We start from the raw sequence: 14,486 nt of genomic DNA on the forward strand, positions 1-14,486 counted from the left end.
ACTACGAGGGGAGTGATCGTTCATGGCGACGACGACCAAAGCCATTCGCATTAAGGAAACCGGCCCGGCGGAGGTGATGACCTTCGAGGATGTCACGTTGAACGATCCGGGCGAGGGCGAGATTCTCGTGTGCCAGACCGCGATCGGCATCAACTTCATCGACGTCTATTTCCGCGACGGTACCTATCCGGCTCCGCAATTTCCCTTCACGCCGGGCAAGGAAGGCGCCGGTGTCGTCGAAGCTGTCGGACCCGGCGTCAGCGAAGTCCAAAAGGGCGACCGCGTCGCTTATTCGGCGGCGGACGGCTCTTACGCGCGTCATGTTCTGATCGCGGCGTCGAAGGTCGTAACGATACCGGATGGTGTCGATGATGAAACGGCGGCGGCGATGATGCTCAAGGGCATGACCGCCGAATATCTGCTTCGGCGCACCTATAAGGTCGGACCGGACACGACGCTTCTCTTCCATGCGGCTGCCGGCGGCGTCGGCCTAATCGCCGGCCAATGGGCCAAGCATCTCGGCGCAACGGTGATCGGGACCGCCGGCAGCCGGGAGAAATGCGATCTCGCTCTTAAGAACGGCTATGACCACGTCATCAATTATCGTGAAGAGGATTTCGTCGCACGTGTCGGCGAGCTGACCGACGGCAAGAAATGCGACGTGGTTTATGATTCGGTCGGCAAGGACACCTTCCCGGCAAGCCTCGACTGCCTGAAGCGGCTCGGTCTCTTCGTCTCCTTCGGCCAGTCCTCGGGGAATGTGCCGCCATTTCCGCTCGGCCTTCTGAACCAGAAAGGCTCGCTTTTCGCGACACGCCCGAGCCTCTTCAACTACACCGCGACGCGGGAAGACTTGGTCGATTGCGCGAACCATCTCTTCGAGGTGGTCAAGTCAGGGGCGGTCAAGATCCAGATCGGGCAGAGCTTTGCCTTGTCCCAGGCGGTCGAGGCCCATCGCGCACTTGAAGGTCGACAGACAACGGGCGCGACCATCCTCACCGTCGATTGATCCAAGTCATTTCAGCGCCAACGCTCGTTTGCCTATGCTCGGCGGGTGTTCGGCACGGCCTTGAGGCGCGCGCGTCTCAAGGCCACCGGCATCGGTCAGGCGCCGCGACGGGCGCGGCGGCTGTTGGCCGCCCATGCTTTTCGCAGCTGCGATGGAACATGCGAGCGGCCGGGCTGTTTTGCTTGATGTCGCTTTAAACTCCGTTTTCGGGAACGTCCGTGACCCTTCACATTACTCCCAATACCAAGGCCTCCCACCATCTGCGCGCTGGCCGACAGCGCTCCCGTGTCCTGGAAGGACGGCCCTATCCGCTGGGCGCGACCTGGGATGGTCTCGGCGTCAATTTCGCCCTGTTTTCGGCCAACGCCACGAAGGTCGAGCTATGCCTCTTCTCTCCTGATGGCGCGACGGAAATCGAGCGGATCGAGCTGCCGGAATATACGGACGAAATCTATCACGGCTATCTGCCGGAAGCCCGACCAGGCATGATCTACGGTTACCGGGTCCATGGGCCTTACGAACCAGACGCCGGCCATCGCTTCAATCCGAACAAGCTCCTGATCGACCCTTATGCCAAGCAGCTTCGCGGTGAGGTCAAATGGGACCATGCCTTGTTCGGTTATACGATCGGCCATCAGGACGAGGATTTGTCCTTCGACGAGCGCGACTCAGCACCCTTCATCCCAAAATGCGTGGTCGTCGATCAGGCCTTCACCTGGGGGGATGAGCGCAAGCCGAACGTCCCCTGGGATCGCACGATCTTCTACGAGACCCATGTCAAAGGCTTCACCCAGCGCCATCCGGCGGTCAGCGATTTCGATCGCGGCACCTTTGCCGGCCTGATGAAGGGCGAGGTGGTCGATTATATCCGCAGCCTTGGCGTCACCTCGGTCGAGCTGCTGCCTGTCCATGCCTTCGTCGACGACAGCTATCTGGTCGACAAGGGCTTGCGGAACTACTGGGGCTATAATTCGATCGGCTTCTTCGCCCCCGAGCCGCGTTATCTCGCTTCGCCCTTCGTCAACGAATTCAAGGAACTTGTCTCCACCTATCACCATGCCGGTCTGGAGGTGATCCTCGACGTCGTCTACAATCACACGGCCGAGGGCAATGAGAAGGGGCCGACGCTCTCCTTTAAGGGTATCGACAACGCCGCCTATTACCGGCTGATGCCCGACCAGAAGCGTTTCTATATCAACGATACCGGCACCGGAAACACGGTCAATACCAGCCATCCACGCGTGATGCAGCTGGTGACGGATTCCTTGCGCTATTGGGCTGGCGAGATGCGCGTCGACGGCTTCCGCTTCGATCTAGCGACGATCCTCGCCCGCGAGCCGACTGGCTTTTCGGAGGAGTCGAGCTTCCTGCACGCCTGCATGCAGGACCCGCTTCTCTCAAGCGTCAAGCTCGTTGCCGAGCCATGGGACTGTGGCCCCGGCGGCTACCAGGTCGGTCGTTTCCCGCCGGGCTGGGCCGAATGGAACGACGGCTATCGCGACACCGTGCGCGCCTATTGGAAGGGTGAAGAGGGCATCGTCCCTGCGATGGCCGGCAAACTCTCAGCCTCGGCCGATCTCTTCGACAAGCGGGGACGCAAGCCGTGGGCGAGCGTCAATTTCATCACCGCCCATGACGGCTTCACGCTGAACGATCTCGTCTCCTATAACGACAAACATAACGAGGCGAATGGCGAGGACAATCGCGACGGCCATTCCCACAATCTCTCCTTCAATCACGGCGAGGAAGGACCGACGAAGGACGAGGACATCATCGAGACGCGCTTCCGCCAGATGCGCAATTTCTTCGCGACGTTGCTTTTCTCACGCGGGACGCCGATGATTCTCGCCGGTGACGAATTCGCCCGCACGCAGGGCGGCAACAACAACGCCTATGCTCAGGACAACGAGATCGGTTGGGTGGATTGGCATGCGCCGGAGCGCTCGCGGGCGCTCGCCCGTTTCGTCCAAAGGCTGATCCGGTTGCGTCAGAGCCTGCCGCTTCTTCGGCGCGGGACCTTCCTCCATGGCACGTTCGACGAGGAGCTGGGCGTCAAGGACGTCGCCTGGATGACGCCGTCGGGCACCGAATTCACCGACGAGAACTGGCAGGACCCGGCGGCGCGTTGCTTCGGCGTCTTGCTCGATGGGCGGGCCCAGTCGACCGGTATCCGGCGGCCGGGCACGGACGCCACGATGCTGCTCATTATGAACGCTCATGATGACGTCGTGAATTTCAAGCTTCCTGAAGCGCAAGGCGGTCTACGCTGGCAGCGCGTTTTCGACACCAACCTGCCGGATGAGTTTCAGTTCGAGCCCTTCGACATGGGTCACGACTATATGGTCACCGGTCGGTCCTTCCTGATGTTCCTTCTAGAGCCCGACAAGACCGAGGACGGGCAGGAGCCAGCCCTTCGCTCCTTCGCCTATATCAGCGAAGCGCTCGCCCGCGCTGCTGGTGATCCGCTGCCCTTATCGGATTAAAAAAAGAAGCGCTCGGGTCTGTAAGGGATGTGACGGACCCAAAGAGTCTGCAAGAAACCTAAATGGCTCGGACGGTGCCTGTTCATCGTCCGAGCTTCATGCTGCGATGACGAGATTTTCCGCTGCAGGCGAGGACGGCAATGGCGCTCAATTATTACACCGACACCCGCGAAGACACGCTCGATGCGGCAGAGTATCAACTCTACAATCTGATTATGGACTACCGTGCCTCGCTCGGCCTTGGCGATATTCCGCTTTCGGAATCGCTGACGATCGTCGCGGGCCGGCATGCCGTCGATCAGATCTACAATCTCGGCTACTATGCCGGCCACCGCTGGAGCGACGATCCCGCCGACGACAGTGTCAATTTCAAAGCCTATACAAACGAATGGATGTGGCGGGCGCCCGAGCGCCTTGATACCGCCTATCGCGGCAACGGCTTCGAAATCTCCGTCGGCAGCGGTGGGCCCCTCGATCCACAAAGCGCGCTGAACAGCTGGATCAATTCGCCTGGCCATAACGACGTCATCACCAATCAGGGCGTCTGGTCCAATTACGATTGGAACGCCATCGGAATAGGCATTCACGGCAATATCGCCCATGTCTGGTTCGGGACCGAGACCGATCCCTGGGGTGCGCCGGTCTTCGAAGGCATCGCCCTACCAGGTGTGCGTTATGGCACCAGCGGTAATGATCTCTTTGTCCGCCAGGGCGGCAACGAGACGATCGAGGCGGGCTATGGCCTCGACACCTACGCCGCTCAAGACGATTGGACGAGCTTCGGCTATTCGCGTCAAGGCGAACAGGTGCAGCTTGAATATTTCGGCGACGTGATCACGCTCGACAATGTCGAGCGCTTGGTCTTCGATGATCGCTCCGTCTATCTCGACACCGGCGAAGGCGAGAATGCCGGAATGGCGTTCCGAATCTATCAGGCCGCCTTCGACCGCAATCCCGATTCAGCCGGCCTGTCGTTCTGGATCGATCGAATCGATGCGGGGGCGAGTCTTGAATTCGTCGCCGCCAATGTCATGCGGTCGACCGAGTTCGTGTCGCTCTATGGACCTGATCTGTCAAACCGCGACTTCGTCGACAATCTCTATTTCAACATCCTCGATCGTGCCGGAGAAGACTCTGGTGTCTTCTTCTGGACCGATCGCCTCGATCGCGGCGTCGTCTCGCGAGCGGACGTGCTTGCTGGCTTCTCCGAGAGCGAGGAGAACATCACCACCGTCGCGGCCTCGATCGAGAATGGCTTCTTTCTGGAAGCGTGAACCGTGAGCAATTGAAGCGACTACGAGCAGGCTGACGGTTCGATCCACCTAACGGCCCTGCCAGAGAGGCAGGGCTCACCACGGGTCGGGGTGTTCGATCCAGGGCATCCTAACAAGCGATAGGGTGCGTGTTGCGCGAGGCCCATTTCCCTCTCCGTCTCAATCGGCCATAAGAGACACCGACGGCGTTTCGAAGGTCTGGCACCGCCATTCGAAATCGTTGTCGGGAGGACGATGTGACTGAAGAATTCTCCGAGCGCGGTGGCTCGTCACTGAGCCATGACGCCTTGGACCAAGGGAGCGGACCGGCTGGCGCGACGCGGGGCGCTCATGCGCTGGCGTCTTTGCAGAGAAGCGTCGAGGCAGGACTTGTCGGCCGAACGGCCCTGGTCGAGCGGCTTTTGATCGCTCTTCTCACCGGTGGCCATCTTCTCGTCGAAGGCCCACCTGGGCTTGCGAAGACGCGAGCCGTCAAGCGATTGGCGAGCGGGCTTGCCAGCTCATTCTCCCGCATCCAATGCACGCCGGACTTGATGCCCGCCGATCTGACGGGCACACAGGTCTTCCGGCCAGAGACCGGACGCTTCGAATTCGTGTCCGGGCCGATCTTCCATTCGCTCGTCCTTGTCGACGAGATCAATCGCGCTCCGCCCAAGGTTCAATCGGCATTGCTCGAAGCGATGGCCGAATCCCAGGTCACCGTCGGCGGTGTGACCTATCCGCTCCCATCGCCTTTCATGGTGGTCGCGACTCAGAATTCCATTGAGCATGAGGGCACTTTCCCGCTGCCCGAAGCCCAGCTCGACCGCTTTCTCATGCATGTTCTGGTCGAACTGCCCGACGCGGCCTCCGAACTGCGCATTCTCGAACTCGTCGAGCGGGAAGCGTCCGAAACCAGTGCTGTCCTCGGCGAGCCGGTCGCGGGGGAGGCGATCCTCAGAGCGCGCGAAACCGTTGCCGGGATCCATCTTGCCCCCGCCCTCAAGGATTATGTCGTGCGTCTCGTCATGGCGACGCGCAACGATCCGGTGGCGAGCGACATTCAAGGCGAGATCGAGCACGCCGTCTCACCGCGGGGGACACTTGCTCTTGCAGCAGGCGCGCGCGCACGGGCCTATCTGAAAGGGCGTGACTATGCGGTGCCCGAGGATGTCTCGGCGATCGCACCTGACATCCTGTCCCATCGGCTGATTCCAACCTGGCGGGCCGCCGCCGAGGGTACAACGGGGCGCACCCTCGTTGCCCGGTTGCTCGAGCGTGTCGAGCCCCATTGATGGGCATGCCATTTGCAGGACGAGGCGAAGGCGGGCCGACCGAGGTTTCGGCCGAAACGCTCTTCGGCCTGCGTCACGTCGTTCGCAACAGTCCCGAGCGCGGGTTGAGCCCGGTCGGACGGCCGGGTGGCTTTGCGGGCCGTCGGCGTGGCAACGGCCTCGAAATCGTCGATGTCCGGCTGTTCTCCGAGGGCGATGATGCACGCCATATCGATGCTGCCGCAACGGCGAGGACCGCCAAGACCCATGTTCGAACCTTTCGCGAAGAACGCGATCGCGCTGCGCTTCTCGTCGCTGATTTTCGCTTGCCGATGCTTTGGGGAACGCGCGGGCGCCTTCGCTCGGTCGCGGCCGCCGGCGCGCTTGCGCTCGCCGGCTGGCGTGTGGTCGAAGGAGGAGGGCGTGTCGGTCTTATGGTGCTGACCGGCGGCGGAGAGCAGTACATTCCGCCGAAGCCGCGTGAGCGCGGGATGGCCACCGTTTGCGAGGCGCTGCAGCGCGCCCATGAGGCGGCGGTCGGAGAAGCCGAGGGGCCCCGAGATCAAGCTACGGGCGACCTCTCGACCCTGTTGGAGGGCGCGATTGCTCGCTCCTCGCGCGGCACGCGGATCGTATTTGCCACTGCTCTCGATGGCGCAGACGAAACGTTCGACCGTCTTGCTGCGGCCGCCGGCCGCCGGTTCGATCTCGAAATCCTTCTGATGATCGATCCCTTCGAGAAAGCGGCGCCGCGCGGGGCCTATCCGTTCCTGCCGATGGGTGAGAATGGCAAGTCCGCGCTTGGCTGGGCCTTTCTGACCGGTGAACGACGAATGAGGGACGATCAACGCATCGAACGTCTACGGGCTGCGGGCGTCACAATCCGGATGCTGGCGAGCGATGCGAATTGGAGCTTGATGGCCGGCGCTCTGGAGGGGTTCGATGATCCCCGATCCTGAGACCCTCATGGCTGATTTGCGCCCGGCGCGTCTGCCGCAAGGGTTCGACGCATTTTCCGGCGATGGAATCCTCGCGATCCTGGCATTGGCGTTACTTGGCGGCGTTTGTCTCGCGCTTCTCGTCATGGCCGTAACTCGCTTGCGTCCATCTCTGGCCGCAACGGCGCGCAAGAGCCTTGATGCGGCGCGCGGGCTCGATCCGTCCGAGCGGCTTCTCGCGCAGGCCCGGCTCGCGGGCGAATTGGCGAAAGCTGTGAACCGGCGTCGCAACGCCGAACGCGCCAAACGATTGGCCGCCATCGGCGAACGCTTGTCCGCAGAGCTCTATCGGCCCAAGCCGAGCCTTGATCCGAATGAGATGGACGGCGAGATCCTCGCCGCGATCGGCGGGAGGGGCTGAGCGATGTGGAGTTTTGCGAGCCCGCTTGTCTTTCTGCTCCTTCCACTGCCCCTCATAGCCATGCGGCTTCTGCCGGGCAGCCGCGCGGTGACCGGCGCACTCAAGGTTCCTGCGACGATTGCCGATCATCTGCCGAAGGCGGCGACGGACGGCGTTCGGGTGAGGGCGCGCCGGGCGCTGCCCCTTCTACTCTGGCTATCGCTTGTGACGGCGATAGCTGGTCCCCAAAAGCTCGAAGCGGTCGAAGCCCTGCCGGTCACGGGCCGTGATCTCGTTTTGGCGGTCGATCTTTCGGGAAGCATGGAGAAAGAGGATTTCTCGCTCGACGGGAAGACGGTGTCGCGGCTGCAGGCCGTGAAAACGGTCGCCAAGGACTTCGTCAAACGCCGGGCCGGGGACCGGATCGGTCTCGTTCTCTTTGCCGAAGACGCTTATGTTGCGGCACCGCTGACCTTCGATGTGGCGGCTGTCGCGCGGGCGATCGACGAGGCCACGATCGGCATTTCCGGCCGCTCCACCGCGATTGCCGGTGGCCTCGGCCTTGCGGTGAAAAGGCTTTCGAAGTCGGACGCTCGCTCGCGCGTCGTCGTGCTTTTGTCCGATGGCTCCGACACCAGCGGAACGGTCGAGCCGCGCGACGCGGCGGGTCTCGCCAAGCGTCTCGGCATCACAGTGCACACCATCGCGCTCGGGCCGATCGACCTCGAGACGCGACCCAAGGATCGTAATGCGGTCGACACGGCGACGCTTCGCGCGGTCGCGGATATGAGCGGAGGCCAAAGCTTCCGGGTCCGCGACACGGCCGATCTCGAAGCAGTGACCGCCGAAATCGACCGGCTGGAGGCGAGCGGTTTCGATGCGCCGCCGGCGACCATACGCCGAGACTACTGGCCCTATCCTGCAACGCTCGCCCTCGCATTGTCTATCTGTCTTATCGTCAGCCGGAGGGCCTTATGATGGATGGGGCGTCTCAATTTGCGACGACGATGCTCTTGCGCCCATGGTGGCTTCTTGCCCTTCTAGCGCTGGCGCTTCTCTCCTACCTCGCCCTTCGCCGCGTGCGCGGACTTGGTGCCTGGGAACAGGCTTTCGACCCTGCCTTGCTGGCGGCGATGGAGCGGTTCGGCCATGTCGTTCCCGGGGCGGCACGGCGCATCTTCTGGCCTGTCGCGGTCGCCGCGATCGCCATCCTGGCTCTGTCCGGCCCGGCGCGACGCATCGCGGACCCCGACACCTTTCGCAATCTCGATGGCATCGTATTGGCGATCGACCTCTCGCGTTCGATCGCAGAAGGCGGAAGTCTCGATGATGCGCAGGCAGCTGCCCAGATGATCCTGCAGCTCTCTGCGGGCAGACCTGTCGCGATGATCGTCTATGCCGGCGAAGCCTATGTGGCGAGCGCTTTCACCTTGGATGCGTTGGCTCTGTCGCCGGTGCTTGCGGTCCTCGATGGCGAGATCGTCCCCAATGCCGGCAGCCGCAGTGACCGGGCTCTGGATCTCGCCGCAACGCTTTTTTCAGAGGCGGGAATTCTCTCCGGGGATGTCGTTCTTGTGACCGACGGAGACCATTTGACTCCGCAGGCTTTCGATGCGGCCGCGCAATTGGCGGCCGCCAATATCCGGGTGAACGGCTTTCTCGTCGAGCCGACGGCACGCCATGGCGATATGCCGGCGCCTGATAGGGACGGGTTGGAGCGTTTAACCCGGCTAGGTGACGGCTCGCTTGGGAATGCCGCCGACCCGGCGCCGCTCGCTGATACGATCGGAAAACGGGCCGCAAGTGCGCTTGCCAAGGGCGAGACGGCGGCCCTCTTCTTCCGCGACTACGGGCGCTATCTTCTGGTTCTGGCGCTTTTTCCCGCGCTGGCCTTGTTTCGGAGGGCGACATGAGACGAGCCCCCTTGCTGATCGGCTGTGCCGCGCTGGCGATCGTGGTAGGGCTTGCCGCCGGTTCTGAGGCCTTTGGCCGGATCGCGCTCGTCGTCGGCCTGCCAAGCCTTGCTTCCTCGCTCCTGATTGAGCCGGATGAGAGAGGCGTCGCGCTTCTTGAAGCCGGGGAGTATCGCAAGGCCGACGAAGCCTTTGCCGAAGCGGGCCGCACGGCAACCTATAATCGCGGCTTGTCCCTGGCCGCCACGGGCGATATCGAGCTCGCGGTCGCTTATTTCGACGCTGTTCTCTTCGCCAATCCATCCGACCGAGACGCCCGTTACAATCGCGAGCTTCTGGCCCGGTTCGTGCCCGATATCGTGGGTCAGTCCAACGAGATCGACGGTGTGGCGGCCAATGTCGAAGCGCCTCAGTCGGACGCCGTGGCCTCGAGCCGGGACATTCTCAACGGCCTGACGCTTGCCGAGCAGCAGGGCGTTCTCGATACGCGCGTCGAGCGGGCAACGGCTGCCACGACGGGCTGGCTGGAAACGCTGGCCGACGAGCCCGCTCTTTATCTGAAGCGGCGCATCAAGGCTGAATATGAACGACGTCAGGATCTCGGGCTCGCCAACCCGCCGGAGGATACGGCATGGTAGCCTTGCAACCTCGCCGTTCTCTCGCAAGGCTTCTCGTGCTTGGTTTCCTGGCCTTGATCGCTGCAGCTCCGTCGCATCCGGCCCGGGCTCAATCCGATAATCTGTCTCTCGAAGTGACCGTCGAGGCTGGTAGCGAGACTCCTTATGTCGGCGAGATGATCCTGGTGACGCTCACCGGCACCTATGATGCCTATATCGCATTGGAAAGTTTCGAGGATTTCCGGCTGCGGAACTTCACCTGGATCCAGCTTGGCCGCGATATCTGGTCCAAACGGCGCGTGCGGGGCCAGGACATTCCGAGCGTCGAGCGCAAGATCGCGCTCTATGCCCAGAAGTCCGGCCAACAAACGATCGGGCCGTTTCGGCATCATCTCACACTTGTCGCGCCCGGCGGCGAGCGGCGGGTCGTCGACGTTCTTTCCAATAGCGTCACGCTGGATATCCAGCCGAAGCCCAAGACTGCAGCCGGCTGGTGGCTTCCCGCGAAGGAAATCACGCTCGACGATCACTGGGATATGGACCCGGCCAATCTGGAAAACGGCGCGACGGTGACGCGCACCGTGACCATTCAGGCGATCGGCCAGACGGCTGACGCCCTGCCGCCGCCGCCAAAGATGCGAGCGCCGTGGCTGATTTCCTTTATCGCGCCGGAGCAAAGATCCACCGAGCTGACCCGTGACGGCCCCATTGGAACAGTCCAGTGGCAATGGCGGATGCGCCCGTCAAGGGCCGAGCCAGGCAATCTGGCGGCGTTCCACATTCCCTGGTTCGACACCTCCGATCGCCAGATGCGGGAGATCGTGATCCCGTCCCAGCGCATCGCCTATGCCGCCATCGTCGAGCCGAACGCCGAGACAGATCGGAATGTCCATTGGGGCATGTGGGCAGCCCTCGCTTTCGGTTTGGGCCTCCCGGTCGCGCTTGTCTTGCCGGGTCGCCGTCTGATGACCGCGGGGGAGGTCGCGACCCGCATACGCCGTTCTCTGCCGAGCCGGGACTTCATCGCGATGCGCCTTGCCGAAAGGCGCGGCGATCCTGTTCGCTTCCGGCATCATGCCATGCGGATCTTGAAAGCCGAGAGCGACCTGAGCGACACCGAATGCGAGCGCCGGCTCGCGCCGCTCGATGCCGTCCTTTATGGACGCGGCGCGCAGCGGTCAGCGGATTTGACGAGCATTCGCAGGGCGCTTTTCGGTCGTCTGTGGTTTCGCTCCTGATCGTTCGGCAGCTTGCCGGAAAGGCTCAAACGAATAACGCGGCTTACGCGCTGGCTCGCTCGTCGCGACCCTCGGTAGGCTCCAAAGGCCAAAACCCGGCGAACCTCGATCGAGGCGCCGGGTTTTCGATCCTGGCAGTTCGAGATCGGGAAAGGCTCAGCGCGAGAGCTTCGATTCCTTGACCGATGCGGAGCGCTTCAAGTTCATGCCGATGACGGGCACGAGCTCCGAGGCCACGCGCACCGACACGGTGATCGCCATGGTGTCGTGGTCGGCAAGGCGCGCGACCATGGCGCCCTTCAGCTGTTTGCGATCAAGGCCGACGACCATGCGGTTGCCATTGACCTCACCGGAAACGATGTCGAGGCCTTTTCCGGCGGCGCCGTCCTGGAAGGCACCGCGATAGCCGCGACCAGCGCGAACCACTTCGGCGCGCATCGGCTGGGCGAAGAGCCCGACGCGGCAGGAGCCGTCGAGGGTCATGCCGGTGCTTTTAGGATGGGCCAGACCATCGAAATTACAGACGAATTTCGTGCCTTTATACTTGCCGGCAACGACCTCGCCCGGACCCGACCATTGGCCGACCACTTGGCGGAAGAATTTCTCGTCCTGGTCGGCGAAGGCGGGCGTCGCGGCAACGGAGCCGACGGCAAGGCTGGCGGCAAGACCGAGAGACATCAGACGCGACATAGGGCGAACCTTTCGGCTTCAGGCAAGGCGTTGGGCGATAGGAAGAACTATCGCTCATAAGGGTTAACGGAGCCTTGCCTCGGCCACAATTTGGAAAGCGTTCACCCTGTCCTATTCTGGGATGACTGTTGCCGCGAAGCAAAGCGGGTGAGTTCCGAGAGGATCCCGCGCAGTTTCGGCCGCTCGGCGCGAAGAAACGGGAAGGGACGGCACAGATCCATCGCGGCAAGGCCGATCCGGGCGGTCAGGAGGCCGTTGACGACGCCTTCACCGAGCCGTGCCGAGAGCTTTGCCGCAAGCCCGTGACCGATGACCTGGCCGATCAGATCGTCGCCAATCGCGATCGATCCCGTGACCGCAAGATGGCCGATGACGTCGCGGGTGAGGCGGACCATGCCGATGGCACCGGGCCGCGCGCCGTAGAGCTCCGACATGCGCCGAATGAGCTTAACGCTTTCGAAGAGCACATAGGAGACGTCGACGATCGCCCTGGGGGATACGGCGGTGACCACCGACGTGCGCTTCGATGTCGCCAGAATGAGGCTGAGCGCCTGACGATCGAGAGGGCCGAGAATATCGCGTTCGGCCAGCGCGATGAGATCGGCGCCATCGATGACCTCGTCCTTCAGCGCCTTCATCTTTGCGCGTCCGGCCACCGTGTCCGGCCGATCAGCGAGAAGCGTGCCGAGCTTGCCGATCGCAACTTCCGCATCGGCGCGCGAGTTCGACGCATAGGCAGCCGACACTTCCTGACGTTCGCGCTCAACCGCCGACAGGCGCATCAGGCCGAGAATCTCGCGAAGCACGATGCCAAGGACGGCAAGCATAAGGACGATCGCCGCCCCGAGAGCCGCCCAGCCGAGCCAGTCGTTGCGGGCAAAGAGATCGCGGACGAGGGAATCGATCCACAGGCCGATCCCCAGCGAGACGAGGGCGCCAAGGGCCCCCAAAGCGAGCTTGCCGAAGGAAAAGCCCCGTTTCCTGGGACGGGCGGGCAATTCGGTTTCGGCCAACACGTCTTCGTCGATCGCCTCGGCAGGTTCGAAGCGCAATTCCGCGATATCCGCAATGGCGCGCGGTGCCCGCTGCGAAGGGGCTTCGCGCTCGCTTGTCTTTGCGCGCTCTTCGCCATCCTCGGCGCCGGGGACACGAAAGGATTGCGGGCGGCGGAAAGGGGGATCGCGGTCGCTCATGCGAGGCGGTCTCCGATCAGGAATTCAAGGGCTCGGTCGAGCCGGATATGGGGTAGGGAAAGGGTAAGCCCGTCCTCGTTTCGCTCGAGCTTCGGCGGGCGGAACCGCACGAAGCGGATCGGATCGGCATGCTCCGCCTTGCCATCCGCATCGGTGAAGAGGGAGGTCGGGTCGCTCGGTAGATCGCCGGGGAAAACCGCCGTCTCGCTTCGACCGTCGAATGTTTCACCGGCAATGGTCTCCCCGGATTGCGGAACGCCGACAATGACGGGCAGCTCTTCGCCCCCATCGTCGATGCGCGCCTCACGCGTCGCCCTTATGGCGGCCATTGCCAGAACCTCGGTCCGAGCACCGGAGAAATCGGCGCGGCGGATCGCGCCGTCGAGAAGGCGATGGACGATCGCCTGAAGCTTTCGGTGGCTGTCACGGTGGAGATGATCGGCTTTCGTGGCGGCCACGAGAATACGGTCGATCCGCCGTGTCAAAAGCGAGCCGAGCCAGCTCGCGCGTCCTGGCCGGAAGCAGCGCAGAATGTCCGAGAGAGCGATCTCCAGATCGCGGACGGCCTCCGGCCCTGCATTGATCGCCTGAAGAGCGTCGACGAGGAGGATTTGCCGGTCGAGCCGGGCGAAATGGTCGCGGAAGAAGGGTTTGACGACGACGCTCTTGTAAGCCTCGTAACGCTTGCCGAGCACAGCCGCGAGCGAATCCCTCGAATAGGTCGCGCTGTCATCCAGCATGAGCGGCGCGAAGGTAAGGGCGGGCGAGCCCTCGAGATCGCCAGGCATGAGAAACCGCCCCGGTGGCAGGGTCGACAGCGCGGTATTGTCCGACCGGGCGGCCCTCAGATAGCTCGCGAAGCTCTTGGAGAGCCGTTGAGCGGTCGGCTCGTCCATCTTGGCCGCCGGGTCGACACTCGCGAGTTCCCGCAGAAACGCCTCCGCAATGCCGCTACGGCCTGGCAGCTTCGCTCGCTCGATCGCTTCCCGCGAGAAGGTCGAAAAATCCTTGTCGATCAAGGGAAGGTCGAGGAGCCACTCGCCGGGATAGTCGACGATGTCGATGGAGAGGCGGCCGCGCGAGAACATGCGCGACCAGCCGGAAGCTGATTGAAAATCGATCGTGAGCCGCAATTCGGAAATCGCGCGGGTCGAGGACGGCCATTCGCGTTCCTCCACCAGCTTGGCGATGTGGTCCTCATATTGGAAGCGCGGCACGGCGTCGTCCGGTTGCTCTTCCAGATAGGTTCGGGCGATCCGCCCATCCGCCTGGGCATGGAACAGCGGCAGCCGGCCACCATGCAGAAGATTGTGGACGAGGGCGGAGATGAAGACGGTCTTTCCCGCCCGCGACAGCCCCGTGACGCCCAAACGCAGGGTCGGATGAAAGATGTCTCCAGTCCGGTCGACGAGGTTGTCGAGCGCGATGCGGGCCTCGTCGGCAAAGGAGGTCATGAAAGGCGCGGATCCTTCTTCCGA

Annotated in this window: 13 protein-coding genes; 10 read left to right on the forward strand and 3 right to left on the reverse strand. The window is 62.9% G+C overall.

What is annotated here, in order from left to right:
* Window positions 1-22: 22 nt before the first annotated feature.
* The 10 genes from B9A15_RS09830 to B9A15_RS09875 all read left to right on the forward strand — a co-directional run bounded on the left by B9A15_RS09830 (window position 23) and on the right by B9A15_RS09875 (window position 11,125).
* Window positions 23-1,009 (forward strand): quinone oxidoreductase family protein, encoded by a 987-nt coding sequence (locus B9A15_RS09830; protein ID WP_084409885.1) that lies wholly within the window; start codon window positions 23-25, stop codon window positions 1,007-1,009.
* Window positions 1,010-1,227: 218 nt separating this feature from the next.
* Window positions 1,228-3,492 carry a glycogen debranching protein GlgX gene (gene glgX / locus B9A15_RS09835; protein ID WP_084409886.1) on the forward strand — a complete coding sequence of 755 codons (2,265 nt, stop codon included), beginning with the start codon at window positions 1,228-1,230 and terminating at the stop codon, window positions 3,490-3,492.
* A gap of 140 nt (window positions 3,493-3,632) precedes the next feature.
* On the forward strand, window positions 3,633-4,766 hold the full coding sequence (locus B9A15_RS09840; RefSeq protein WP_084409887.1) for a DUF4214 domain-containing protein: 1,134 nt from the start codon (window positions 3,633-3,635) through the stop codon (window positions 4,764-4,766).
* A 335-nt stretch (window positions 4,767-5,101) separates the two neighbouring features.
* The gene (locus tag B9A15_RS09845; RefSeq protein WP_244556893.1) at window positions 5,102-6,040 is read left to right on the forward strand and encodes an AAA family ATPase; all 939 of its coding nucleotides are present in this window, start codon (window positions 5,102-5,104) and stop codon (window positions 6,038-6,040) included.
* Entirely contained in the window at window positions 6,040-6,978 is a 939-nt protein-coding gene (locus B9A15_RS09850; RefSeq protein ID WP_084409888.1) for a DUF58 domain-containing protein, read from the forward strand. The genes B9A15_RS09845 and B9A15_RS09850 overlap by 1 nt, the downstream gene beginning before the upstream one ends.
* A 7-nt stretch (window positions 6,979-6,985) precedes the next feature.
* Window positions 6,986-7,378 (forward strand): hypothetical protein, encoded by a 393-nt coding sequence (locus tag B9A15_RS09855; RefSeq protein ID WP_139798311.1) that lies wholly within the window; start codon window positions 6,986-6,988, stop codon window positions 7,376-7,378.
* A 3-nt stretch (window positions 7,379-7,381) separates the two neighbouring features.
* Window positions 7,382-8,335, forward strand: coding sequence for a VWA domain-containing protein (locus B9A15_RS09860; protein WP_084409890.1), 954 nt, complete (start codon window positions 7,382-7,384; stop codon window positions 8,333-8,335).
* Window positions 8,332-9,270, forward strand: coding sequence for a vWA domain-containing protein (locus B9A15_RS09865; RefSeq protein ID WP_244556882.1), 939 nt, complete (start codon window positions 8,332-8,334; stop codon window positions 9,268-9,270). Before B9A15_RS09860 ends, B9A15_RS09865 begins: the two co-directional genes overlap by 4 nt.
* The gene (locus tag B9A15_RS09870; protein ID WP_084409892.1) at window positions 9,267-9,908 is read left to right on the forward strand and encodes a hypothetical protein; all 642 of its coding nucleotides are present in this window, start codon (window positions 9,267-9,269) and stop codon (window positions 9,906-9,908) included. Before B9A15_RS09865 ends, B9A15_RS09870 begins: the two co-directional genes overlap by 4 nt.
* Window positions 9,902-11,125, forward strand: coding sequence for a BatD family protein (locus B9A15_RS09875; protein ID WP_084409893.1), 1,224 nt, complete (start codon window positions 9,902-9,904; stop codon window positions 11,123-11,125). The genes B9A15_RS09870 and B9A15_RS09875 overlap by 7 nt, the downstream gene beginning before the upstream one ends.
* 156 nt (window positions 11,126-11,281) lie before the next feature.
* Here B9A15_RS09875 and B9A15_RS09880 read toward each other — a convergent pair whose 3' ends face one another.
* The 3 genes from B9A15_RS09880 to B9A15_RS09890 all read right to left on the reverse strand — a co-directional run bounded on the left by B9A15_RS09880 (window position 11,282) and on the right by B9A15_RS09890 (window position 14,462).
* A complete protein-coding gene (locus B9A15_RS09880) occupies window positions 11,282-11,815 on the reverse strand; it encodes a hypothetical protein (protein ID WP_420537457.1) in 534 nt (177 codons plus the stop codon).
* Window positions 11,816-11,916: 101 nt separating this feature from the next.
* On the reverse strand, window positions 11,917-13,008 hold the full coding sequence (locus tag B9A15_RS09885; protein WP_084409894.1) for a YcjF family protein: 1,092 nt from the start codon (window positions 13,006-13,008) through the stop codon (window positions 11,917-11,919).
* Window positions 13,005-14,462, reverse strand: coding sequence for a YcjX family GTP-binding protein (locus tag B9A15_RS09890; protein WP_084409895.1), 1,458 nt, complete (start codon window positions 14,460-14,462; stop codon window positions 13,005-13,007). Before B9A15_RS09890 ends, B9A15_RS09885 begins: the two co-directional genes overlap by 4 nt.
* Window positions 14,463-14,486 lie beyond the last annotated feature (24 nt).

The sequence above is a fragment of the Fulvimarina manganoxydans genome, from assembly GCF_900176465.1.
GTDB lineage: Bacteria > Pseudomonadota > Alphaproteobacteria > Rhizobiales > Rhizobiaceae > Fulvimarina > Fulvimarina manganoxydans.

Excerpts from the sequence above, each read along its gene's own strand:
- B9A15_RS09880 (WP_420537457.1), bottom strand. The coding sequence starts at position 11,815 with ATGTCGCGTCTGATGTCTCTCGGTCTTGCCGCCAGCCTTGCCGTCGGC.
- B9A15_RS09830 (WP_084409885.1), top strand. The coding sequence starts at position 23 with ATGGCGACGACGACCAAAGCCATTCGCATTAAGGAAACCGGCCCGGCG.
- B9A15_RS09860 (WP_084409890.1), top strand. The coding sequence starts at position 7,382 with ATGTGGAGTTTTGCGAGCCCGCTTGTCTTTCTGCTCCTTCCACTGCCC.
- B9A15_RS09855 (WP_139798311.1), top strand. The coding sequence starts at position 6,986 with ATGGCTGATTTGCGCCCGGCGCGTCTGCCGCAAGGGTTCGACGCATTT.
- B9A15_RS09885 (WP_084409894.1), bottom strand. The coding sequence starts at position 13,008 with ATGAGCGACCGCGATCCCCCTTTCCGCCGCCCGCAATCCTTTCGTGTC.
- B9A15_RS09875 (WP_084409893.1), top strand. The coding sequence starts at position 9,902 with ATGGTAGCCTTGCAACCTCGCCGTTCTCTCGCAAGGCTTCTCGTGCTT.
- B9A15_RS09850 (WP_084409888.1), top strand. The coding sequence starts at position 6,040 with ATGGGCATGCCATTTGCAGGACGAGGCGAAGGCGGGCCGACCGAGGTT.
- B9A15_RS09870 (WP_084409892.1), top strand. The coding sequence starts at position 9,267 with ATGAGACGAGCCCCCTTGCTGATCGGCTGTGCCGCGCTGGCGATCGTG.
- B9A15_RS09865 (WP_244556882.1), top strand. The coding sequence starts at position 8,332 with ATGATGGATGGGGCGTCTCAATTTGCGACGACGATGCTCTTGCGCCCA.
- B9A15_RS09890 (WP_084409895.1), bottom strand. The coding sequence starts at position 14,462 with ATGACCTCCTTTGCCGACGAGGCCCGCATCGCGCTCGACAACCTCGTC.
- B9A15_RS09840 (WP_084409887.1), top strand. The coding sequence starts at position 3,633 with ATGGCGCTCAATTATTACACCGACACCCGCGAAGACACGCTCGATGCG.